This window comes from Streptomyces sp. NBC_00457 (genome assembly GCF_036014015.1).
In the GTDB taxonomy this organism is placed as follows: Bacteria; Actinomycetota; Actinomycetes; order Streptomycetales; family Streptomycetaceae; genus Streptomyces.
Map to the genome: position 1 here is coordinate 6896454 of NZ_CP107905.1, position 23083 is coordinate 6919536.

The following is a 23083-nucleotide window of genomic DNA, read 5'->3' on the forward strand; positions in this document are numbered from 1 at the left end:
GAGTCACCAATATCCGGGAAGTTATTGCCAGTCAAGGGACCGCACGCTAAGCGCCCCATAGGGGCGCGGGGCCGTATCGATATGCGGCTCCGCCGCGCGGGCGCGACCAGCCCCCACCGGGCCCGCGGACAAATGATCTGCCTATCCAGCGAAGCGGTGGCGCCGCCATCGGCGCTATGGGAGGGGGGCGCGCCGACGGCGGCATGCTGCCGGCCGCGGCACGGCGGAGAGGGGACGTCAGCGTTCGCAGCCAGCAGCGAGGCCGACACCGCACCACGGTGACTCTCCGACAGCTTGCGGGTTGGACGAGCGGGGGTGTGGCCGGGTTCCCGGTGACCACCGGGCGACGTTCCGTGGTCCATCCCGTGGACGTGACGACAGGGGAGGCGGGGGCCGGGGGACCATGGGGCATGGCTGTTGTCGACATCCCCGGTTCCAAGTCCATCACCGCCCGCGCCCTCTTCCTGGCGGCGGCCGCCGACGGGGTCACCACCCTCGTCCGCCCGCTCCGCTCCGACGACACCGAAGGCTTCGCCGAGGGCCTGGCCCGCCTCGGCTACCGCGTGGGCCGGACCCCGGACACCTGGCAGATCGACGGCCGCCCCGAGGGACCTTCCGTGACCGCGGCGGACGTGTACTGCCGCGACGGCGCGACGACGGCCCGCTTTCTGCCGACCCTGGCGGCGACCGGGCGCGGGACCTACCGCTTCGACGCCTCCGCACAGATGCGCCGCCGCCCCCTGCTGCCCCTGTCCCGCGCCCTGCGCGACCTGGGCGTCGACCTCCGGCACGAGGAGACGGAGGGCCATCACCCTCTGACCGTCCGGGCGTCGGGAGTCGAGGGCGGCGACGTGACGTTGGACGCCGGCCAGTCCTCGCAGTACCTGACGGCCTTGCTGCTGCTCGGCCCGCTCACCCGCAAGGGCCTGCGGATCAAGGTCACGGACCTGGTCTCGGCGCCGTACGTGGAGATCACCCTCGCGATGATGCGGGCGTTCGGCGTGGAGGTCGGGCGGGACGGCGACGTCTTCGTGGTCCCGCCGGGCGGCTACCGGGCCACGACCTACGCGATCGAACCGGACGCCTCGACCGCGAGCTACTTCTTCGCTGCGGCGGCCGTCACGGGCGGCGAGGTGACGGTCCCCGGGCTGGGCGCCGGGGCCCTCCAGGGCGACCTCGACTTCGTGGACGTACTGGGCCGGATGGGCGCACAGGTGACGGTCGGTGCGGAGAGCACGACGGTCAGGGGGACCGGCGAACTCCGGGGCCTGACGGTCAACATGCGGGACATCTCGGACACCATGCCGACCTTGGCGGCGATCGCCCCGTTCGCCTCCGGTCCGGTGCGGATCGAGGACGTGGCGAACACGCGGGTGAAGGAGTGCGACCGGCTGGAGGCCTGCGCGGAGAATCTGCGGCGGTTGGGGGTGGAGGTCGAGACGGGGCCGGACTGGATCGGGATTCAGCCGGGGCCGGATATGTCGGGCGCGGAGATCAAGTCGTACGGCGACCACCGCATCGTCATGTCCTTCGCGGTGACGGGGTTGCGGGTGCCGGGGATCGCGTTCGACGACCCTGGGTGTGTACGGAAGACGTTCCCCGGGTTCCACGAGGCGTTTGCCCTGGGGTTCTCCCCGAGGCGTACCCCGAGGCGCGGTGGTCCGTACCGTCCCTAATGTCTCCGGCGAGGGATGCGGAGCAAGCCTGGCAGGGGGCCGGGCGGCACGCTTCCCCATGAGGGAGATGGTCACTGTGGGACCGAACGACGTTGAGATCGTCCGGGTGTTCGCCCGGAACACGACCAGCCCGAGCGCCGACCCGACCCTGAACCCCAAGGAGACGGCCGAGGTCGCGGTGGAGGTCGAGGCGGGGGACGCCATCTTCCGGATCGGGGCGCCCTACGAGGTCGAGGTCACCGTCAAGGACCTCGTCAGCGGCACGAACATCCCGACGACGACGGCCAACGTCAGCGGGCTGCTCAGCCAGGCCCCCTGGGACAAGCAGCAGAGCGTGTTCGTGTTCGGCATCACCGCCGCCGAGCTGAACAAGCACAAGGGGCACCAGTGCGAGGTCTACGCCTCCGTGTACATGGGGCTGCAGGACCCGGACGCGAGCTTCGCGACCAGCCCGCGCTTCCTCATCCAGCGCTGACGCGTCATCGGGTGCCGACCGGGCCGGGCGGGAGTCTCGTCACCAGCCCGACCCGGGAGGAGATGCCGAGCTTCGTGTAGGCATGGCCCAGGTGGTACTCGACCGTCTTCACGCTGAGCAGCAGTTCCCGGGCGACTTGGCGGTTGGTGAGACCGGAGGCGGCGAGCCGGGCGACGGCCAGTTCCTGCGGGGTCAGTACAGGGCCGCGGTCGGGTGACGACGGGGGACACCCGGCCGCGCGGGCCGATCCGCAGGCGGCGAGTTCGCGGGCGCAGCGCTCCAGGAGGGGAAGCGCGCCCAGTCCTGTCAGGGTCTCGTGCGCGGCCTGTAACGCGTGCGCGGCGGCGGTCCTACGACCGGTACGGCGCAGCAGTTCGCCCAACGCGAGCTTGAGCCGGGCCCGTTCGTAGGGTGCGGTGCCCCGGGCGGCGTGCGCGAGCCCGGTACCGAACATCTCCTCGGCGGCCCCGGGCTCGTGCCGGGCCGCGAACAGCTCGCCCCGGATCCGGCAGCCGGTGGCCAGGGCTGCCGCGTGTCCACGAGCGGTGGCCAGCGCCTCGAAGACGGTCAGCGCGTGGTCCGCCTCGTCGAGACGTCCGAGCCCGATGAGCGCCTCGGCCAGCAGATCGCGCCACGGTGTGGACATCGGCTCGCACAGTCCCTCGGCGGCGCCCGCTTCCAGGAGCGGCAGCAGTTCGGCCGCGGCGGTGTCCGGCCGGCCCCGCAGGAGTGCGAGAACGGCGCGTGCGCGCCGGGACTCGGTCATGACGGTCCCCGGCACGACCGGGATGCCGGGCACCTGACTCAGATGCCACTCGGCGCGGTCGTAATCCCCGTGGGCGGCGAGCACCCACGCGGCCGCCGAGTGCACCGTCGGGTGCAGCTCGTTGCCGGTGTCGTCGGTGAGGGACGCGGCGGAGTCCAGGAGCCGTACGGCTTCCTCCCAGGCGCCCAGCGCGTACTGCGTGAGGCCCAGCTGGAACATCGCGATGATCCGCAGCATCATCGGCCCGTCCCGGCAGATGAACACCGCTTCCCGTAAGTCCCTTTCTGCGTCCGCCAGTTCGCCCGACCACAGCCGCAGCAGACCGCGTCCGCAGAGCAGATCCACGTCGGCGGCGGTGACGAGCGAGGGGTCCGGCAGCTCCTCGGCCACGGCGAGCCCGCGCTCGATGTCACCGCTGAGGCCGTAACCGGTCATCCGGACGTAGCGCAGCATGGTGCTGGAGGCCCGCCGCGCGGACAGCCGCAGGGACCGTCCGGCCCATTCGGCGGCGTCCAGACCCTGGTTGAGGGACAGCGTCATGAAGCTGAGCATTCCGGCGATGTACGAGGCCAGCTCCGGGTCAGCCGTGGGGTCGCAGTTGTTCCAGGCCTCACGCAGCAAGGGCTCGCCCTGCTTGAGATCGCCGTCGAACGGCAGCAGCATGGCCCGCGCGTACCGGTGCGCTGTCGAGGCGGTGTCCCCCGGCAACTCGTCGAACACGGCCTGCGCCTCGTCCCGCAGGCCCTCCCACAGCAGCGCCTCGATCGCCTCGACGCCGTACCGCTCACGGTCCCGCTCCGTACGGGCCAGCCGGGCGGCGTCGCGCAGCAGCGGGGCGGCGCTGCCCCAGCGCCGGGCGGCGGCCTCGGTGTGGGCGGCGTCCGCGAGCTGTCCGGCCAAGGTGTCGTCCGGGCCCTGCGCGGCATGCACCAGGTGCTGGAGACGGCCGTACGCCGAGTCCGCCTGCCCGGCGGCGGCCCGGTGCAGCGCGTGCCGCAGTACGGGTCCGAGCCTCCGGTAGACGGTGGCGCGCAGCATGGGATGGGGAAAGGACACGCGGGGGCCGCCCGGCTCCGGCGTCTCGTCGAGCAGCCCGGCACCGACCGCCTCCTCGAGGGCGGGCAGCGGATCCTTCAGCTCCGCGAGCCGGGCGGCCCGGTGCAGCGGGCAGGACATGCCGAGCACGCTCGCGGCGGCGGCCAGGGCCTGTGCCTCGGCGGTGCAGTCCACCAGCCGCTGCTCGATCAGCCGGGCGTACTCCAGCGGCGCGGGCAGCGGGAAGGCCGTCGACATCAGGCGGGCCGGGGGCACCTGTTCGAGCAGCGCCTTCACGTGCAGCGGGTTGCCGTCGGTGTGGTCCAGCAGCCGTACGACGGCGGTCGGCGGCAGCGCACCGCTGCGGGCAGCCGCGAGCTCACCGACCTCACCCGCGCTCAGCCCGGTCAGCGACAGCCGCAGCGTCCCCTCCCCGGCGAGCAGCCGCCGCAGCCCCTCGGGCAGCGCCGGATCATCGGCCTCCCGCACGACGACGACCGTGAGGACTCGGTCCGCGCGCAGCCGGCGCAGGGCGAAGGCCAGCGCCTGGAGCGACGAGAAGTCCGCCCAGTGCGCATCGTCCACGACGAGAATCAACGGCCTGGCGGTACGGGTCTGGAGTTCACCGAGTACGTCGAGCAGCCGCGCGCCGGCGGTCGGCGCGTCGGCAGCCGGCGCCCGGGGGAGAACCTGCTCGCCGTGCTCGTCGTGCGCGGCAGGGGAGAGCAACTGGTCGAGCAGCCCGAGCGGAAGCCCGGTCTCGTTCTCCTCCCCGCATGCCTTCAGCACCGCGGCGTCCGGATGCCCGGCGACGAAGCGCCCGATCAGCGCGGTCTTCCCGATCCCGGCGGGCCCGTCGACCAACACGATCCGGGACGCCCCGGCGACGACATGCGCCAACTGCCCGTCCAGAGCCAGGAGATGACTGCCCCGCCCGACGAACGGCTCGCCCTGATCCCCCATACCGCCCACTCCCCCCACTTCCCCCCGCGGGCCCCGTCGCCCCTGTCACCCTCGCGCACGGGGGAGCACTGCGATAGGGGCCACCTGGACCAATCCGATGTACCGGGACATGGAGGACAGGGTCGGGCAGCAGGCGTACGTCACCCGGTTCCGCCGGGAAACTCCTTCGACGGATTTGGTTGCGCACGGGAGACTTCCCCTAGATCTTCAATGACCGTTGGCGGATTCGCGAAGGAGCGTGGGGAGTTGGGCTTCAAGCTGGAGGGGCCGGTCCTGGAGGGTGCCCACGTGCGCCTGGAACCGCTGGACCACGGCCACGCGGCCGACTTGGCGGTGGCGGCGGAGGAGGACCGGGGTTCGTACGATTTCACGTGGGTGCCGAGGGCGGACGAGGTCGGCGCGTACATCGACGCGCAGCTGGCCCGAGCGGCGACGGGCCTCCTGGCACCGTACGCCCAGGTGTCGGTCACCTCGGGACGCGCGCTCGGTACGACGTCGTACTGGGAGCCACGCTCCTGGCTCTCCGACGACCGCCTGGACGCCATCGAGGTCGGCTTCACCTGGCTGGCGGCGTCGGCCCAGGGCACGGGCGTGAACACGGAGGCCAAGTTCCTCCTCTTCCGGCATGCCTTCGAGGAGTGGAACGTGTCCCGGCTGGACCTGAAAACCGACGCCCGCAACAGCCGCTCCCGCGCCGCGATCGCTGCGACCGGCGCCCACTTCGAGGGCGTCCTGCGCAACTGGTCCCGCTCATGGGCGCCGGGTGAGGATGGCCGCTTGCGCGACTCCGCGATCTACTCGATCACGGCGGAGGAGTGGCCGGAGTGCAAGGCACGGTTGGAGGGTCGGCTGGCCAAGGCGTTGGCCCGCTGAACGGAGTTGAGCGGTTACCGCGGGCGGCCCCGACGGTCACACCGCGTGCCGACGCGGGTTACCGCTCCTGGCCCGCCGTGCTGGAGTGGTGCCTGGAGCCGCCGGTAAGGATTTTTGCCTGGCCTACGCCGACTCGTTGAGCAGCCGGGCCAGGTGCTCGCGGCCCGCCCCCAGCAGTTCCGGAAGCGGTGCGGCGCCCTCGTACCAGCGCTTCTCGTACTCCCAGCAGAGCCAGCCGTCCCAGCCGTGGCGGGAGAGGACCTCGACGCATTCGGTGAGGGGGAGGACGCCCGTGCCGAGGGGGAGGGGGGTGGTGTCGGTGGCGGAGGTGATGTCCTTGACCTGGACGTAGCCGAGGTAGGGGGAGAGGGCGGCGTAGGTCTCGTGAGGCTGTTCGCCGCCGAGCCAGGTGTGCATGACGTCCCAGAGGGAGCCGACCTGGCGGTGGCCGACCAGGCCGAGGACGCGGATCGCGGCGGCGCCGGTGCGGTGGGAGTCGTGCGTCTCGAGGAGGATGCGTACGCCTAGGTCGCCCGCGTACTCCGCGGCCGTGCCCAGGCGTCGCGCGGCCGTCGCGTCGGCCTCCTCGGCGGACTGGTCGGTGCCGGCGCCGGGGAAGACCCGGATGAAGCCGGCGCCCAGGTCGCGGGCGAGGTCCAGGAGGCGGTGGATCTCCTCGATCACCGGCTCGTCGGGGCCCGGTGCGGCCACGCGCGCGTAGCCCGCCACGCCCAGGACCTCCACCCCCGCCGCCTTGAACTCGGCCACCACGTCGGCCCGTTCGGCGAGCCCGATGCCGGGGTGCACCGGCTCCTCAGGATGTGCGCGCAACTCGACGCCGTGATAGCCGTGCGTGGCCGCGAGGCGCAGCACGTCCGTGATGGGGAGGCCAGGGACGCCGAGGGTGGAGAACGCCAGCTTCATGGTCATCGACCCTACTCGTCACTACCCGTCCCGTGCAGATCCAGGCGCCAGTCCTGGCCGACGAGATCCTTGCCGAAGGAGCGGTGGGGCTTCTCGGCGACGAGGACGAAGCCGTGCCGCTGGTAGATGCGGCGGGCGGCGGACAGGACGTCGTTGGTCCACAGGACGAGTTCCCGGTAGCCGACGCCGCGGGCGAAGTCGATCACGGCGCGGACGAGACGGTCGCCGATGCCGAGGCCGCGGGTGTCGGGCTCGACCAGCAGCAGGCGCAGGCGGGCCGTGGCCGGCGCGTCGTCCCGTACGCACATCACACAGCCCACCGGGCGGCCGTCCAGCTCCGCGATCCATACCCGCTCCAGGTGGGGGTCGTGATCCTCCGCGAAGTCGGCGACGATACGTGCCACCAGGCCCTCGTAGTCGGCGTTCCAGCCGTACTCGGCGGCGTACAGCGCGGCGTTGCGCTGCACGATCCAGCCGAGGTCGCCGGGGCCGGGGTCGCGCAGGACGACGTCCTCGGCGCGGGGTGGGCGGGCGGTGGAGAGGATCGTACGGACCGTCCGCATCGCCTCTGCGAGGCGGGGGCGGTCCGTGGGCGGGACGGTGGACAGCAGGGCGCCTACGGATTCGTCCGCCCGCTCGGCGAGCAGCGCGGCGGTCTCCCGGCCGCGGGCGGTGAGGGTGACGTTGCGGCGGCGCGGGTCGCGCCGGGAGGGGGTGCGCTCGATCAGGCCGTCCTGCTCGAACTTGTTGAGGATGCGGCTCAAGTAGCCCGCGTCCAGGGAGAGTTCGGTCCGGAGATCGGCCGCGTCCGTACGGGGGGAGTGTGCGAGTTCGTACAGGACGCGGGACTCCGTGAGGGTGTACGGCGCGTAGAGGTGGCGGCTGTAGTCGAGGGCGCCGATCACGTTCGTGTAGAAGCGGTTGAAGGCGCGGATGTCCTGGACGGTCATGGTCGTCGACCCCCGGATGGTTGACTCAGTCAGAGATACCGTCGGGGCGAGCCTAGGACGCGGGGTGCCGCCAGTCCAGTGGAAGTAAAGAAACGCTTGCGTTTCGATCGAGGCCGCCGTAGCTTATCTGTACGAAACCGTTTCGTATCGACGGAAGAGATGGAATGCCGGCATGACGATCCTTCAGCTGAAGCCCCGGAGCACCGTCGTACGCGCGGCCGGACTGGTGGACGTACCCGCCGTGGTGCGCCTGCTCGCCCCGGCCGCGACCGCGTCCCGTCCTGCGCTCCCGGTGCCGGAAGGTTCCGCCGTGGACTGGGAGCAGGCGCAGCGCGCCATGCGTCTGATGCTGGCCCACTACGCCCTCGAAGAGGGTGAGGTGTGGGTGGCCGAGCGCGCGGACGGCCACCTCCTCGCGGCCGCGGTGTGGCTGCCGCCCGGCACCGGGACCGAACCTCACCACACCCGCTTCGGCAGCCTCCTCGCCCGCGAACTCGACACCTGCGTTCCGGAAAAGCCGAAAGAGGCGGTCCTGCCGGCGGCACCGGCACTGCAGGCGGCGGGCCTCGACGGGCCCTACTGGACGGTGGTCGCGGCCTGTGCGCCGGACGACACAGAGGCCTGGGACCGCAGCGTGGTCGCCGAGCTGCTGGCCCCCGGCCTGCGCGCCGTCGACGGCGAGGGCGTCGGCGCCGTCGCGGCCACGATCTCCCCGCGCCACATGGACCAGTTGCGCCCCCTCGGATTCCGCCACCCTCGCGCGGCCCGGCTCGCACCGGGGGTCGGAGTATGGCTGGCACCCCGCGACCCGATCAGCCACCTGGCCGCCTGACGCCGTGCGCTCCGCTGGTCACGCCGTTCGGAAACCCGGCCCCAGCGCGGCCGGCCACCCACGGAGACGCCGCACTCTCGGAGCCGGTCACCGCGAAGGCACCGCATCCTTCGGAGCCGGTCACCCGTGGAGACGCCGCACCCTCGGAACTTCCCGTTCGGGAGCCCGGCCCCAGCGCAGCCGGTCACCGCGGAGACGCCGCACCCTCGGAGCTTGCCATTCGGGATCCCGGCACCCAGCGCCGCCGGTCACCCGCGAAGGCACCGCAGCCTCAGCCTCGCGGGAAACCCTGCCCTCCGCGCAGCCGGTCACCCCCGAATGCGCCGCATCCCGGAGCTTGCCGTTCGGAAACCTGGCCCCAGCGCCGCCGGTCACCCCCGAAGCCGCCGCAGCCTCAGCCTCGCGGGAAACCCTGCCCTCCGCGCAGCCGGTTACCCCCGAATGCGCCGCATCCCGGAGCTTGCCGTTCGGAAACCTGGCCCCAGCGCCGCCGGTCACCCCCGAAGCCGCCGCAGCCTCAGCCTCGCGGGAAACCCTGCCCTCAGCCCAGCCGGTCACCCCCGAATGCGCCGCATCCCGGAGCTTGCCGTTCGGAAACCTGGCCCCAGCGCCGCCGGTCACCCCCGAAGCCGCCGCAGCCTCAGCCTCGCGGGAAACCCTGCCCTCAGCCCAGCCGGTCACCCCCGAATGCGCCGCATCCCGGAGCTTGCCGTTCGGAAACCTGGCCCCAGCGCAGCCCGTCACCCCCAAAGCCGCAGCCTCAGCCTCGCGGGAAACCCCGCCCTCCGCGCAGCCGGTTACCCCCGAATGCGCCGCATCCCGGAGCTTGCCGTTCGGAAACCTGGCCCCAGCGCAGCCCGTCACCCCCGAAGCCGCCGCCCCCTCAGCCCCGCGGCACCCCAGAAGACCCCCGCACCATCAGCTCCCCCCGAACCGTCGAGATCCCCCCGGGCGGCGGCTCCTCGCGTCCCATGGCGATGCGTCCTGCCCGCGCCCCGGCCTCCGCGAGCGGCAGCCGGACCGTCGTCAAGGCAGGCACCGCGTCGATGCTGAACGGCAGGTCGTCGAAGCCGGCGACGGACACGTCGTCCGGGATTCGTAGGCCGGAGTCGCGGAGAGCCGCGCACGCGCCCAGGGCGACGGAGTCGTTGGCGGCGACCACGGCTGTCAGTGACGGGTCCCGGCGGAGCAGTTCCAGCGTCGCCTCGTAGCCCGACCGGCGGTCGTAGCGGCCGTGCACCGTCCAGCGCGGGTCCTCCTCGATGTCGTGCGCGGCCAGCGCCTCACGGTGGCCCTCGAGACGGTGCCGGGTCGTCGTACGTTCCTCGGGTCCCGCGATATAGCCAAGCCGCCGGTGTCCGAGGCCGATCAAGTGCTCGGTCAACTCCCGCCCGCCGCCACGGTTGTCGAAGGTCAGCGCGATCGCCTCGGTGTCCGGCGCCGGCGGCCGGCCGCACAGGACGACCCGCGTCCCCGCGTCGCCCAGCCTCCGCAGCTTCGCGGCCACCGCCGCCGCGTGCGGCTGGTTCTCCATGGCACCGCCGGTCAGCACCACGGCCGCCGCCCGCTGCCGCTGCAGCAGGGTCAGATAGGTCAGCTCGCGCTCCGGCGAACCCCCGGTGTTGCAGACGACGGCGAGCCGCTCACCCCCGGCGCGTCCCCCCGGCCCTCCGATCTCCGACTGGATCGCGCCCGCCATGATCCCGAAGAAGGGGTCGGCGATGTCGTTGACGAGAATCCCCACCAGGTCCGATGTCGCCGCCGCCAGCGCGCTCGCCGGGCCGTTCAGCACGTAGTCCAGCTCGTCCACGGCCCGCAGCACCCGCTCACGGGTGGAGGCCGCCACGGGATAGTTCCCGTTCAGCACGCGCGACACCGTCGCGGGCGAGACCTGCGCGCGGGCCGCCACGTCCGCCAGGGTCACCGTCATCTCGTCGTCCTCCGGTCGCGCATCTCGTCGTACCTCTTCGTACTCGTCAGGCTTCGGCATACGTCGTCGTAGACAGGCCGACCGGGGCCACGGTTCCCCACATGCCGAGCAGACCTTAAGGCCATCGACCCCTGTTGTTCGCCCCCTCGAACAACTCGACCTCGTTACGGTCTTGTCCAGACCCCTGGTCAGAGGCTAGCTTCTCCCTATATAGAAAGCGCTTGCTGTACGGCTCACCTCGCTCGCCTGTGACGCGAGGGGCGTACGCGGCGCACCACCGCGTACAAGGCCCACGAAGGGAATGACGTGACACGCAAGACGGTGCGTATCGCCATGAACGGCGTGACCGGGCGCATGGGTTACCGCCAGCACCTGGTCCGCTCGATCCTGGCCCTCCGTGAACAGGGCGGCCTCGACCTCGGCGACGGCACCGTGCTGTGGCCGGAGCCGATCCTGGTCGGCCGCCGCGAGCACGCGCTCAGGGCGCTCGCCGAGCAGCACGGCCTGGATCCGGAATCCATCTCGACCGACGTCGACACGGTCCTCGCCGACCCGGCCGTCGACATCTACTTCGACGCCCAGGTGACCTCCGCCCGCGAGGAGGCGCTCAAGAAGGCCATCGCCGCGGGCAAGCACATCTACACCGAGAAGCCGACCGCCACCGGGCTGGAAGGCGCCCTGGAGTTGGCCAAACTCGCCGCCGACGCCGGCATCAAGCACGGCGTCGTCCAGGACAAGCTCTTCCTCCCCGGCCTGCTCAAGCTGAAGCGGCTCATCGACGGCGGCTTCTTCGGCCGGATCCTCTCCATCCGCGGCGAGTTCGGCTACTGGGTCTTCGAGGGCGACTGGCAGGCCGCCCAGCGCCCCTCCTGGAACTACCGTGCGGAGGACGGCGGCGGCATCGTCGTCGACATGTTCCCGCACTGGGAGTACGTCCTGCACGAGCTGTTCGGCCGCGTGAAGTCCGTCCAGGCCATCGCCACCACCCACATCCCGCAGCGCTGGGACGAGAACGGCAAGCCCTACGACGCCACCGCCGACGACGCCGCCTACGGCATCTTCGAGCTGGAGGGCGGCGCGATCGCCCAGATCAACTCCTCGTGGGCCGTCCGCGTCAACCGCGACGAGCTGGTGGAGTTCCAGGTCGACGGCACGGAGGGCTCGGCGGTCGCCGGTCTGCGCAACTGCCGCGTCCAGCACCGGTCCGCCACCCCCAAGCCCGTGTGGAACCCTGACATCCCCGCCACCGAGGTCTTCCGCGACCAGTGGCAGGAGGTCCCCGACAACGCCGAGTTCGACAACGGCTTCAAGGCGCAGTGGGAGCTCTTCCTCAGGCACGTCTACGCCGACGCCCCCTACCACTGGGACCTCCTCGCCGGCGCCCGCGGCGTCCAGCTCGCCGAACTGGGCCTGAAGTCCTCGGCCGAGGGCGTCCGTCTCGACGTACCGGAGATCGCACTGTGACCATCCGACTCCCGGACACCGAAGGCGGGTTGAGGGCGTACGAGCCCCGCCCCGAACCCCTCGCCGTCACCCCCGGTGCCCCCTTCACCTCTCGTACGGTCTTCTCGGCGGCCCATGTCGTCGCCGACCCGTTCGCCGACGTCACCCCCGACTCGCCCGCCGCCGTCGACTGGGACGCCACCCTCGCCTTCCGCCGCCACCTGTGGTCCCACGGGCTCGGTGTCGCCGAGGCGATGGACACCGCTCAGCGGGGGATGGGGCTGGGCTGGGCGGAGGCGGAGGAGCTGATCCGGCGCAGCGCCGCCGAGGCGAAGGCGGTCGGCGGCCTCATCGCCTGCGGCGTGGGCACCGACCAGCTCCCTGTCACCGAGATCGGCTACCCGTACAACCTGGACGAGATCCGGACCGCGTACGAGGAGCAGCTCGCGGTCGTCGAGGAGGCCGGCGCTCAGGCCATTCTGATGGCGTCCCGGGCCATGGCCGCCGTCGCCAAGAGCCCCGAGGACTACCTGGAGGTCTACGGGGACCTGCTGCGTCAGGCCTCCGAGCCGGTGATCCTGCACTGGCTCGGCCCGATGTTCGACCCGGCATTGGAGGGCTACTGGGGCTCGACCGGCCTGGACGCGGCGACGGCCACCTTCCTGGAGGTCATCGCCGCTCACCCCGACAAGGTCGACGGCGTCAAGATCTCCCTGCTGGACGCCGAGCGCGAGATCGACGTGCGCCGCAAGCTTCCCGACGGCGTCCGCTGCTACACCGGCGACGACTTCAACTACCCCGAGCTGATCGCGGGCGACGAGCAGGGCTTCAGCCACGCCCTGCTCGGCATCTTCGACCCGCTGGGGCCGCTGGCGGCCGAGGCGGTACGGGTGCTGGACACCGGGGACGTGGCCGGCTTCCGGGCGCTGCTCGACCCCACTGTCGAGCTGTCCCGCCATCTCTTCCAGACCCCGACCCGCTTCTACAAGACGGGCGTGGTCTTCCTGGCCTGGCTCGCCGGCCACCAGGCCCACTTCACGATGGTCGGCGGCCTGCAGTCGGCCCGTTCCCTCCCGCACTTCGCCCGCGCCTACGAACTCGCCGACCAACTGGGCCTGTTCCCCGACCCGAAGCTGGCGGAGGAGCGGATGAAGAACCTGCTGAGCCTGTACGGAGTGAACCAGTGACCGGCCTCGAACGCTTCAGCATCAACCAGATGACGGTGAAGCAGCTGAGCATGCCCGAACTGGCCGACGCCTGCGGCCGGTTGGGCATCCGCAACGTCGGCCTCTGGCGTGAGCCGGTCCAGTCGTACGGCCTGGAGGCGACGGCCAAGCTGGTCCGCGAGGCGGGCCTGACGGTGACGACCCTGTGCCGCGGCGGCTTCTTCACGGCGATCGACCCGGGGGAGCGGGCCAAGGCCCTCGACGACAACCGACGGGCGATCGACGAGGCGGCCACGCTCGGCACGGACACGCTGGTCCTGGTCTCCGGCGGCCTTCCGGCCGGTTCGAAGGACCTGCACGGCGCGCGGGAGCGGATCGCCGACGCGCTGGGCGAGCTGGGGCCGTACGCCGAATCCCACGGCGTACGGCTGGCCATCGAGCCGCTGCACCCGATGTACGCGGCGGACCGCTGCGTGGTCTCCACCCTCACCCAGGCCCTCGACCTCGCGGAACGCTTCCCCGCGCACCAGGTCGGCGTCACGGTGGACACGTACCACATCTGGTGGGACGACAACGCGCCCGCGCAGATCGCCCGCGCGGGCGCCGGCGGCCGTATCCACACCTTCCAACTGGCCGACTGGACCACCCCGTTGCCGGAGGGCGTGCTCAACGGCCGCGGTCAGATCGGGGACGGTGCGATCGACATGCGGGAGTGGCAGGGGTACGTCGAGGCGGCCGGGTACACCGGGTCCATCGAGGTCGAGTTGTTCAACGACGCGCTGTGGGCCCGGGACGGGCAGGAGGTGCTGGCGGAGACGGCGGCGCGGTTCGTGGAGCACACGGCCGGTTGACAGGCGGGTGCTGTGTACGGTGCTCACTGCCGCGCCGACTCCGGCAGTGAGCAGCCGTACCCCCGCACCCCCGTAACCCGTGCTTCCCCCGCGGTGCGACGGGTTCTCCCCCGGGCAACAGGATGTCAAAGCGGAGCGCCCGGATCCTTGGCCGGACGTGCACGAATCTTGGCGATTCCTGCACGCTTCTGTGCGATGAGCGGCGGGTCGGTCAGGTGTGGTGGCGGTAGTCCCGGGGCGCCATTCCGTACTCCCGCCTAAAGACCCGGCTGAACGCCGCCGGGTCGGTGAAGCCCCAACGGGCCGCCACCGTCTGGATGGAGCGGGCGCGCAGGCGGGGGTCGGCGAGGTCGCGGCGGCAGCGTTCCAGGCGGCGGTGGCGGATCCAGGCGGCCGGCGTCGCGCCTTCCTCGGCGAACAGTTGGTGGAGGTGGCGCACCGAGATGCCGTGGGCTGCCGCGACTCCCGCCGGGGAGAGCGAGGGATCACCGAGGTTCTGGTCGATGAAGTCCCGGATCCGGGTGTGCAGGGCGCGGCGGCGGGCCTCGGGCGTCAGCGCGTCCTCGGCGTCCAGACAGTCGCCGAACACGGACGCGAGCAGATCCGTGGTCACCGAGGCGAGCGTCGGCACATCTGCCTCGGTGAACTCGTCGGCGCGGGCCGCGATGTCGGTCAGCCAGCGGTACAGCACCCCGCCCAGGCCCCGGTCCAGCGGAATCGGCTGGGCCAGCAGCCGCCGTACCGTCCGCGGCGGCAGCGGCAGCACCGCGCGCGGCATCGCGACGATCACCGTCGACGCGGTCTGAGACGACATGCAGTGCCAGGACTCGTACGGCAGGCTGCTGTCGATGAGCAGCAGGTCCCCGGCGTGGAAGGCCCGTTCGTGCCCGTCCTGTGCGACGACCCCCTTGCCGTGGAGCTGGCAGTTGAACAGGTAGACCTCGGGATCGAAGCGCCGGATGAGCCGGGTCGTGCGGACGGACACCAGATGCTCGAAGGCCACCGAGGAGATCCGCACATCACCGAGCGGCAGCGTGCGCAGTGTGGCGCGGAAGTCGTCCCGGCAGTCGGTGCGCAGCAGATGGGGCATGTACGTGCGTGCGCTGATGTCCTGCCACAGGTCGAAGCGCTCGGCGGCAGGCACCACCTCGGTCGTGAGCTCCTGCATCAGCATCGGCGTGCACCCCCACCCGCACCGCACGGGAACCTCCGGGCCATCGTCCTTCGGGCCATCGTAGGGACCCGGCGCGAAGACGGTCCGAAAAATTGTGGAGAGACCGTGCAACCCTTCCGGCAGTCCGCGGGTCGTACTTGGCATCAGGACTTCTGGGGGGAGATCTGGGGGGATCGCGGGGGTTCTGATGCGGAGGGGAAACCTGAGGGGGCCCGGTTGATGACCGGGCCCCTTCAATTCTGGTTCCTCTTCAATTCTGTTTCCTCGTCATAGGGCGTCCACCTCAGCCGCCGTGGGAAACGACTCCTGCGCGCCCGGCTTCGTGACGGCCGTCGCTCCGACCCGGGCCGCGTACGCCGCCGCCTCGACCAGGGACGCGCCCGCGCTCAGCTTCCAGGCCAGCGCGCCGGTGAACGCGTCACCCGCGCCCGTCGTGTCCACGGCGTTCACCTTCACGGACGGGACCCGGGTGACACCCTCGTTGGAGGCCACCAGGGCACCGTCCGCGCCCAGGGTCACGACGACCGACCGCGGTCCCTTCGCGAGCAGGATCCGCGCCCAGTCCTCGGGGGAATCCCCTACGGCGGCCGCGCCCAGGATCACCTTCGCCTCGTGCTCGTTCACGATCAACGGATCGCAGGCGGCGAGGAGTTCGGAGGGCAGGGGGCGCGGCGGTGACGGGTTCAGTACGAAGCGGCTGCCGTCCGCGACGTTCCTCGCCACCTCCACGACCGTCTCCAGCGGAATCTCCAGCTGCGCCGAGACCACCCGGGACGCCTGGAAGAGACTGGCCGCGACCCGTACGTCCGGTGGTGTCAGACGCGCGTTGGCACCCGGCGAGACCACGATGCTGTTGTCCCCGGACGGGTCCACGGTGATCAGCGCCACCCCGGTCGGCGCCCCGCCGACCAGGACGCCCACCGTGTCGACGCCGGCCGCCCGCTGCGAGTCGAGCAGCAGCCGGCCGTGGGCGTCGTCGCCGACCCGGGCCAGCAGCACCGTACGCGCCCCGAGCCGGGCGGCCGCGACCGCCTGGTTGGCGCCCTTGCCGCCGGGGTGGACGGTCAGGTCGGAGCCGAGCACCGTCTCCCCGGCGGCGGGCCTGCGTTCGACGCCGATCACCAGGTCGGCGTTGGCGGAACCCACGACCAGGAGGTCGTAGTCGTACATGGAATGTCTCCCCGGTTCGCCCAGCACCACATCATCTCGAACATGGTCGCTCGCATCGTAGGGAGTCCCGCAGGCCGCGGTGCTCGTCACTGCGGCCTGTCGGTGCCTGCCGGTACCGTCGGATCATGGCCAGTCAGGCGGGGAGTCCTACGGGCGAGCGGCATCTCGCCGTACTTGAAGGCGTCCTGGAGCGGATCACGTATGCCAACGAGGAGAACGGCTACACGGTCGCCCGGGTCGACACCGGCCGCGGCGGCGGGGATCTGCTGACCGTCGTCGGTGCGCTGCTCGGGGCCCAGGTCGGGGAGTCGCTGCGGCTGGAGGGCCGCTGGGGCTCGCATCCGCAGTACGGCAAGCAGTTCACCGTCGAGAACTACACGACGGTCCTCCCGGCCACCGTCCAGGGCATCCGCCGCTATCTCGGCTCCGGGTTGGTCAAGGGCATCGGGCCCGTCTTCGCCGACCGGATCACCCAGCACTTCGGCCTGGACACCCTGCAGATCATCGAGGAGGAGCCCAAGCGGCTCATCGAGGTCCCCGGGCTCGGTCCCAAGCGGACCAAGAAGATCGCCGACGCCTGGGAGGAGCAGAAGGCGATCAAGGAGGTCATGCTCTTTCTGCAGACGGTGGAGGTGTCCACGTCCATCGCCGTCCGCATCTACAAGAAGTACGGCGACGCCTCCATCTCCGTGGTGAAGAACCAGCCCTATCGCCTCGCCTCCGACGTCTGGGGCATCGGCTTCCTCACCGCCGACAAGATCGCCCAGTCCGTCGGCATCCCGCACGACAGCCCGGAGCGGGTCAAGGCGGGCCTGCAGTACGCGCTGTCGCAGGGCACCGACCAGGGCAACTGCTACCTCCCCGAGGAGCAGCTGATCGCCGACGCGGTGAAGCTGCTGCAGGTCGACACCGGCCTGGTCATCGAGTGCCTGGCCGAGCTGGCCCAGCCGGACGAGGAATCCGGCGAGCCCGGCGTCGTACGGGAGAAGGTGCCGGGCTCGGACGGTGGAGCCGTCACCGCCGTGTACCTCGTCCCCTTCCACCGCGCCGAACTCTCCCTCTCCGCCCAGCTGTTGCGCCTCCTGCGCACCGACCAGGACCGGATGCCCGGCTTCCATGACGTGGCCTGGGACAAGGCGCTCGGCTGGCTGAAGGGGCGTACGGGCGCCGAGCTCGCCCCCGAGCAGGAGGCCGCCGTCAAGCTGGCGCTGACGAAGAAGGTCGCGGTGCTCACCGGCGGGCCCGGTTGCGGCAAGTCCTTCACGGTCCGCTCGATCGTCGAACTGGCCCGAGCCAAGAAGGCGAAGGTCGTCCTCGCCGCCCCCACCGGCCGCGCCGCCAAACGCCTCGCCGAACTCACCGGCGCCGAGGCCTCCACCGTCCACCGGCTGCTGGAGCTGAAGCCCGGCGGGGACGCCGCGTACGACAAGGACCGGCCGCTGGACGCCGACCTGGTGGTGGTGGACGAGGCCTCCATGCTGGACCTCCTGCTCGCCAACAAACTGGTGAAGGCGGTGCCTCCGGGAGCGCATCTGCTGTTCGTCGGGGACGTCGACCAGCTGCCCAGCGTCGGCGCCGGCGAGGTGCTGCGCGATCTGCTGGCCGAGGGCAGCCCGATCCCCGCCGTCCGCCTCACGCGCGTGTTCCGCCAGGCCCAGCAGTCGGGCGTGGTGACGAACGCGCACCGGATCAACTCCGGTCAGCATCCGGTCACCGACGGCATGAAGGACTTCTTCCTCTTCGTCGAGGACGACACGGAGGAGGCCGGCCGGCTCACGGTGGACGTGGCGGCACGGCGTATTCCGGCCAAGTTCGGGCTCGACCCACGCCGTGACGTCCAGGTGCTCGCCCCCATGCACCGGGGGCCCGCGGGCGCCGGCAACCTCAACGGCCTGCTCCAGCAGGCGATCACCCCCGGCCGCCCCGACCTGTCCGAGAAGCGGTTCGGCGGCCGTGTCTTCCGGGTCGGCGACAAGGTCACGCAGATTCGCAACAATTACGAGAAGGGCAAGAACGGTGTCTTCAACGGCACCGTGGGCGTGGTCACCGCGCTCGACCCGGTCGACCAGCGCCTGACGGTACTGACGGACGAGGACGAGGAGGTGCCGTACGAATTCGACGAGCTGGACGAACTTGCCCATGCCTACGCGGTGACGATTCACCGCTCGCAGGGGAGTGAATATCCGGCGGTGGTGATCCCCGTCACCACCGGGGCGTGGATGATGCTCCAGCGGAATCTGCTGTACACCGCGGTGACCCGGGCCAAGCAGCTGGTCGTCCTCGTCGGTTCGCGCAAGGCGATCGGACAGGCGGTGCGCACGGTGTCGGCGGGACGCCGCTGCACGGCACTCGACTTCAGGCTCTCGCCGCGGCCTCTGAGCGGCTGACGAGAGGCCTGATGGGGGTCGCAGCAAAAATGATCGATCAAATGAGTCGTTTGGGTCACACAGCACTAGCAGACGGGGAACAAGAAGGGGCAGGATGAACAGTTGGCGGCACTCAGTGCCGCCAATAGGCCCAATGGTCGACCCCGAGTGCACTCACCTGCGCCAAATGGGGGATGGTAGAGACAGTCAGGGCAACCTCGAAGATGAGGCACAACGTCGGTGAGGGAAGACGTGAGCGACAACTCTGTAGTACTGCGGTACGGCGACGGCGAGTACACCTACCCGGTGATCGACAGCACCGTCGGTGACAAGGGCTTCGACATCGGCAAGCTCCGCGCCCAGACCGGTCTGGTGACGCTGGACAGCGGGTACGGCAACACCGCCGCGTACAAATCCGCCATTACCTATCTGGACGGCGAAGCGGGCATTCTGCGGTACCGCGGCTACCCGATCGAGCAGCTGGCCGAGCGCTCCACCTTCCTGGAGGTCGCCTACCTGCTGATCAACGGCGAGCTGCCGACCGTCGACCAGCTCACCGCGTTCAAGAACGACATCACGCAGCACACCCTGCTGCACGAGGACGTCAAGAACTTCTACAAGGGCTTCCCGCGCGACGCCCACCCGATGGCGATGCTGTCGTCGGTCGTCTCGGCGCTGTCGACCTTCTACCAGGACAGCCACAACCCGTTCGACGAGACGCAGCGCAACCTCTCGACGATCCGTCTGCTCGCGAAGCTCCCGACGATCGCGGCGTACGCGTACAAGAAGTCGATCGGCCACCCCTTCGTCTACCCGCGCAACGACCTCGGGTACGTCGAGAACTTCCTGCGCATGACCTTCTCGGTGCCGGCTCAGGAGTACGACCTCGACCCGGTCGTGGTCGCCGCCCTCGACAAGCTGCTGATCCTGCACGCGGACCACGAGCAGAACTGCTCGACCTCCACGGTGCGTCTGGTCGGCTCCTCGCAGGCGAACATGTTCGCCTCGATCTCCGCCGGCATCTCCGCGCTGTGGGGTCCGCTGCACGGCGGTGCCAACCAGTCCGTCCTGGAGATGCTCGAGGGCATCCAGGCCTCGGGTGGCGACGTCGACTCCTTCATCCGCAAGGTGAAGAACAAGGAGGACGGCGTCCGGCTGATGGGCTTCGGCCACCGGGTCTACAAGAACTTCGACCCGCGCGCGAAGATCATCAAGGCGGCGGCGCACGATGTCCTCTCGGCCCTCGGCAAGTCCGACGAGCTGCTGGACATCGCGCTGAAGCTGGAGGAGCACGCGCTCTCCGACGACTACTTCGTCTCGCGCAGCCTCTACCCGAACGTCGACTTCTACACCGGCCTGATCTACCGCGCCATGGGCTTCCCGACCGAGATGTTCACGGTCCTCTTCGCCCTCGGCCGCCTCCCGGGCTGGATCGCCCAGTGGCACGAAATGATCAAGGAACCCGGCTCCCGAATCGGCCGCCCGCGCCAGATCTACACGGGCGTGGTCGAACGCGACTTCGTGCCGGTCGAGGCTCGCTGAGCTTGTCATAGCCGGGCTCGCTGGCCGTTCGTTCACTGCAGCTGGCCCGGCGAGTGAGCCGAAGGGGCGCGTCTGTGTCGAGAAGTCGAGCGCGCGGAGGCGCTCGGCTTCTCGACACAGACTTTGGCGCCCCGGAGGCGAACCGAGCCCCAAAAAAGAAGGAAGGCGCCCTGCGCCGGTCCCCCCACGGGCCGACGATCAGGGCGCCTTCCCATGTCCCGGTGCGGATTCCCCCCACGGGATCCGGCCGGGCGTCTGTGAGAAACCAGCGCCTGAAATCGCTGTCGAGCAAACTGCCGAGGCAGCCTTTGAGTAAAACGAGCGAACTCGTCGTACTCCTGGGGTGTGCGGTCTGCCGGGACAGCGCACGATCGGGAGGGCCGCTCAAAGCTTCCCGTCTGTACGTGCCCCGGCAACGCAGCTCCGAGGAAGTCCCCCAAGACATCCTCAGATGTCAGTCGGCGCCCCCCAAGACGCTTCCCGACATCGTCAACTTAGACCTTCGAACCCCTTCGATGGTTACCTTCGCATCACTGTGATCTGCGTCTCTTGCATATGTCCGTTAGATGCGCAAGAGCCCCGATTCGGTGATCGGGGCCCTATCGTAAGGAAGATGCGCGAGCCTTGTGAAGAGCTTATGTGAGGCTCGTCGTGGACTCCAGAGGGTCTCTCACCTCTACTTGCGCGTAACCAGCGGTAACTTCAGCGGAACGTCCGCAGCCGAAGGCTGTTCGTCACCACGAACACGGACGAGAAGGCCATCGCCGCCCCGGCGATCATCGGGTTCAGCAGTCCCGCCGCGGCCAGCGGCAGCGCGGCCACGTTGTATCCGAACGCCCACACAAGATTTCCCCTGATCGTGGACAGCGTCTTCCGGGACAGCCGGATCGCGTCCGCGGCCACCCGCAGATCCCCGCGCACCAGCGTCAGATCGCTCGCCTCGATCGCCGCGTCCGTCCCCGTGCCCATCGCCAGCCCGAGATCGGCGGTGGCAAGCGCCGCCGCGTCGTTGACGCCGTCACCGACCATGGCGACCGTACGTCCCTCGCGCCGCAGCCGCCGTACGACCTCGACCTTGTCCTCGGACAGCACCTCGGCGATCACCTCGTCGATCCCGACGGCCCGCGCGACCGCCTGAGCGACCGCCCGGTTGTCGCCGGTCAGCAGCACCGGCGTCAGCCCCAGCGCGCGCAGTTCGCGCACCGCCTGAGCGCTGGTCTCCTTGACGGCGTCCGCGACGGCGACGACACCGCGTGCCACGCCGTCCCAGCCGACGACGACGGCCGTACGACCGCTGCTCTCGGCCTGTTCCTTCGCCCGGGCCAACTCCTCTGGGAGGGCGTCGTAGAGGCGCCCCACGGCCACCTCACGGCCCTCCACGCGCCCTCGCACACCCCTCCCGGGTACGTTCTCGAACCCCTCGGCCTGCGGCAGTGGCCCGACGCGCTCCTCGGCGCCCACGGCGACCGCACGCGCGACGGGATGTTCGGAGGCGTGTTCCAGGGCGCCGGCGAGACGCAGCAGCTCCCGCTCGTCGACGCCTTCGGCGACGTACACCTTCTGGAGGGTCATCCGGCCGGTGGTGACCGTTCCGGTCTTGTCCAGGACGACCGTGTCGACGCGGCGGGTGGACTCCAGGACCTCGGGGCCCTTGATGAGGATGCCGAGCTGGGCGCCGCGGCCGGTGCCGACCATGAGGGCGGTCGGGGTGGCCAGGCCCAGCGCGCACGGGCAGGCGATGATCAGGACCGCGACGGCCGCGGTGAACGCGGCCACGGTGTCGCCGGTGAGGCCGAGCCAGGCGCCGAACGTGGCCACCGCGATGAGGATGACGACCGGCACGAAGACCCCGGAGATCCGGTCGGCGAGCCGCTGCACCTCGGCCTTGCCGTTCTGCGCGTCCTCCACCAGCTTCGCCATCCGGGCGAGTCGGGTGCCGGCGCCGACCTGGACGGCCTCGACGACCAGCCGTCCGCCCGCGTTGACCGTGGCGCCCGTGACCGCGTCCCCGACCGTCACATCCACCGGCACGGACTCGCCGGTCAGCATGGAGGCGTCGACGGCGGAGGAGCCCTCCACCACCGTCCCGTCGGTGGCGACCTTCTCGCCGGTCCGTACGACGAACCGGTCACCGACGGCCAGCCGGGCCACCGGAATCCGCACTTCCCGACCGTCACGGAGTACGGCGACGTCCTTCGCGCCCATCTCCATGAGCGCCCGCAGAGCGGCACCCGCCTGGCGCTTGGAGCGGGCCTCCAGATAGCGGCCCAGCAGGATGAACGCGACGACTCCGGACGCCACTTCGAGGTAGATCGTCGACGCGCCGTCCATGCCGCCGACCGTCAGCCGGAAGCTGTCCCGCATGCCCGGCATGCCCGCGTCGCCGAAGTGCAGCGCCCACAGGGACCAGCCGAACGCCGCCAGCGTGCCGAGCGACACCAGCGTGTCCATGGTGGCGGCGCCGTGCCTGAGGTTCGTCCAGGCGGCCTTGTGGAAGGGCCAGCCGCCCCAGACGACGGCGGGCGCGGCGAGGGTGAGCGCGAGCCACTGCCAGTAGTCGAACTGGAGGGGCGGGACCATCGACAGCAGAACGACCGGGATCGCGAGCAGCGCGGAGACGGTGAAGCGGTGCCGGTAGGACGTGAGTTCGGGGTCCTCGGGCGGCGTCGCCTCGCTGACGGGCGCCGGTTCCTCGGCCGTATAGCCGGTCTTGACGACCGTGGCGACCAGGTCGGCGACCTCGAGGCCGGCGGGGTAGCTGACCTTGGCCTTCTCCGTCGCGAAGTTCACCGTGGCCGTCACACCGTCCATGCGGTTGAGCTTCTTCTCGACGCGGGCCGCGCAGGCGGCGCAGGTCATCCCGCCGATGAGCAGCTCGACCTCGGAGGTCGCGGCTGTCGGCGTGGGAGCGGTGGAGGCGGTGGTGGTGACAGTGACGCCGGTCATG

The 23083-nt window shown here is 70.7% G+C and carries 16 protein-coding genes; 9 read left to right on the plus strand and 7 right to left on the minus strand.

Annotation, left to right across the window (positions count from 1 at the left end; all coding sequences use genetic code 11):
- Positions 1-410 precede the first annotated feature (410 nt).
- Complete coding sequence (gene aroA, locus OG828_RS31480; protein ID WP_328503037.1) at positions 411-1676, plus strand: 3-phosphoshikimate 1-carboxyvinyltransferase; 1266 nt, start codon at positions 411-413, stop codon at positions 1674-1676.
- Between the two features lie 76 nt (positions 1677-1752).
- Complete coding sequence (locus tag OG828_RS31485; protein ID WP_328440481.1) at positions 1753-2151, plus strand: hypothetical protein; 399 nt, start codon at positions 1753-1755, stop codon at positions 2149-2151.
- Positions 2152-2155: 4 nt separating this feature from the next.
- On the opposite strand, the gene OG828_RS31490 is transcribed toward OG828_RS31485, so the two are convergent.
- Positions 2156-4915: an AAA family ATPase gene (locus tag OG828_RS31490; RefSeq protein ID WP_328503038.1), complete on the minus strand. Its 2760-nt coding sequence runs from the start codon at positions 4913-4915 to the stop codon at positions 2156-2158.
- Positions 4916-5161: 246 nt separating this feature from the next.
- Between OG828_RS31490 and OG828_RS31495 the strand changes: the two genes are divergently transcribed.
- A complete protein-coding gene (locus OG828_RS31495; RefSeq protein ID WP_328504973.1) occupies positions 5162-5788 on the plus strand; it encodes a GNAT family N-acetyltransferase in 627 nt (208 codons plus the stop codon).
- Between the two features lie 123 nt (positions 5789-5911).
- Here the strand turns inward: OG828_RS31495 and OG828_RS31500 are convergent, their stop codons facing one another.
- Positions 5912-6712: a sugar phosphate isomerase/epimerase family protein gene (locus OG828_RS31500; protein WP_328504974.1), complete on the minus strand. Its 801-nt coding sequence runs from the start codon at positions 6710-6712 to the stop codon at positions 5912-5914.
- A gap of 11 nt (positions 6713-6723) precedes the next feature.
- The gene (locus tag OG828_RS31505) at positions 6724-7662 is read right to left on the minus strand and encodes a bifunctional helix-turn-helix transcriptional regulator/GNAT family N-acetyltransferase (RefSeq protein WP_328503039.1); all 939 of its coding nucleotides are present in this window, start codon (positions 7660-7662) and stop codon (positions 6724-6726) included.
- A 172-nt stretch (positions 7663-7834) separates the two neighbouring features.
- Between OG828_RS31505 and OG828_RS31510 the strand changes: the two genes are divergently transcribed.
- Complete coding sequence (locus OG828_RS31510) at positions 7835-8494, plus strand: hypothetical protein (RefSeq protein WP_328503040.1); 660 nt, start codon at positions 7835-7837, stop codon at positions 8492-8494.
- Between the two features lie 883 nt (positions 8495-9377).
- On the opposite strand, the gene OG828_RS31515 is transcribed toward OG828_RS31510, so the two are convergent.
- Positions 9378-10424, minus strand: a complete 1047-nt coding sequence (locus tag OG828_RS31515; protein ID WP_328504975.1) for a LacI family DNA-binding transcriptional regulator — start codon at positions 10422-10424, stop codon at positions 9378-9380.
- A 306-nt stretch (positions 10425-10730) separates the two neighbouring features.
- On the opposite strand from OG828_RS31515, the gene OG828_RS31520 reads away from it, so the two are divergent.
- Genes OG828_RS31520 through OG828_RS31530 form a run of 3 tightly spaced genes read left to right on the plus strand, consistent with a single transcriptional unit; the run spans position 10731 to position 13884 of the window.
- Positions 10731-11888: a Gfo/Idh/MocA family protein gene (locus tag OG828_RS31520; RefSeq protein WP_328503041.1), complete on the plus strand. Its 1158-nt coding sequence runs from the start codon at positions 10731-10733 to the stop codon at positions 11886-11888.
- Positions 11885-13054, plus strand: coding sequence for a dihydrodipicolinate synthase family protein (locus tag OG828_RS31525; protein ID WP_328503042.1), 1170 nt, complete (start codon positions 11885-11887; stop codon positions 13052-13054). Before OG828_RS31520 ends, OG828_RS31525 begins: the two co-directional genes overlap by 4 nt.
- On the plus strand, positions 13051-13884 hold the full coding sequence (locus OG828_RS31530) for a sugar phosphate isomerase/epimerase family protein (RefSeq protein ID WP_328503043.1): 834 nt from the start codon (positions 13051-13053) through the stop codon (positions 13882-13884). The genes OG828_RS31525 and OG828_RS31530 overlap by 4 nt, the downstream gene beginning before the upstream one ends.
- 211 nt (positions 13885-14095) lie before the next feature.
- Here OG828_RS31530 and OG828_RS31535 read toward each other — a convergent pair whose 3' ends face one another.
- Both OG828_RS31535 and OG828_RS31540 read right to left on the minus strand, forming a co-directional pair.
- Positions 14096-15058: a helix-turn-helix domain-containing protein gene (locus tag OG828_RS31535; RefSeq protein WP_328364171.1), complete on the minus strand. Its 963-nt coding sequence runs from the start codon at positions 15056-15058 to the stop codon at positions 14096-14098.
- A gap of 267 nt (positions 15059-15325) precedes the next feature.
- Positions 15326-16228 (minus strand): ribokinase, encoded by a 903-nt coding sequence (locus OG828_RS31540; RefSeq protein ID WP_328503044.1) that lies wholly within the window; start codon positions 16226-16228, stop codon positions 15326-15328.
- A 125-nt stretch (positions 16229-16353) separates the two neighbouring features.
- Here OG828_RS31540 and recD2 point away from each other — a divergent pair, with 125 nt between their 5' ends.
- Together recD2 and OG828_RS31550 are read left to right on the plus strand one after the other, a co-directional pair.
- Entirely contained in the window at positions 16354-18615 is a 2262-nt protein-coding gene (gene recD2, locus OG828_RS31545; protein ID WP_328503045.1) for an SF1B family DNA helicase RecD2, read from the plus strand.
- A gap of 231 nt (positions 18616-18846) precedes the next feature.
- Complete coding sequence (locus OG828_RS31550; RefSeq protein WP_328364177.1) at positions 18847-20136, plus strand: citrate synthase; 1290 nt, start codon at positions 18847-18849, stop codon at positions 20134-20136.
- Between the two features lie 702 nt (positions 20137-20838).
- On the opposite strand, the gene OG828_RS31555 is transcribed toward OG828_RS31550, so the two are convergent.
- Complete coding sequence (locus tag OG828_RS31555; protein WP_328503046.1) at positions 20839-23082, minus strand: heavy metal translocating P-type ATPase; 2244 nt, start codon at positions 23080-23082, stop codon at positions 20839-20841.
- Between the last annotated feature and the right edge of the window lies 1 nt (position 23083).

What these genes read in the sequence shown, in the direction of transcription:
- aroA (WP_328503037.1), top strand. Translation starts at nt 411, where the DNA reads ATGGCTGTTGTCGACATCCCCGGTTCCAAGTCCATCACCGCCCGCGCC.
- OG828_RS31490 (WP_328503038.1), bottom strand. Translation starts at nt 4,915, where the DNA reads ATGGGGGATCAGGGCGAGCCGTTCGTCGGGCGGGGCAGTCATCTCCTG.
- OG828_RS31500 (WP_328504974.1), bottom strand. Translation starts at nt 6,712, where the DNA reads ATGAAGCTGGCGTTCTCCACCCTCGGCGTCCCTGGCCTCCCCATCACG.
- OG828_RS31505 (WP_328503039.1), bottom strand. Translation starts at nt 7,662, where the DNA reads ATGACCGTCCAGGACATCCGCGCCTTCAACCGCTTCTACACGAACGTG.
- OG828_RS31510 (WP_328503040.1), top strand. Translation starts at nt 7,835, where the DNA reads ATGACGATCCTTCAGCTGAAGCCCCGGAGCACCGTCGTACGCGCGGCC.
- OG828_RS31515 (WP_328504975.1), bottom strand. Translation starts at nt 10,424, where the DNA reads ATGACGGTGACCCTGGCGGACGTGGCGGCCCGCGCGCAGGTCTCGCCC.
- OG828_RS31535 (WP_328364171.1), bottom strand. Translation starts at nt 15,058, where the DNA reads ATGCTGATGCAGGAGCTCACGACCGAGGTGGTGCCTGCCGCCGAGCGC.
- OG828_RS31540 (WP_328503044.1), bottom strand. Translation starts at nt 16,228, where the DNA reads ATGTACGACTACGACCTCCTGGTCGTGGGTTCCGCCAACGCCGACCTG.
- recD2 (WP_328503045.1), top strand. Translation starts at nt 16,354, where the DNA reads ATGGCCAGTCAGGCGGGGAGTCCTACGGGCGAGCGGCATCTCGCCGTA.
- OG828_RS31555 (WP_328503046.1), bottom strand. Translation starts at nt 23,082, where the DNA reads ATGACCGGCGTCACTGTCACCACCACCGCCTCCACCGCTCCCACGCCG.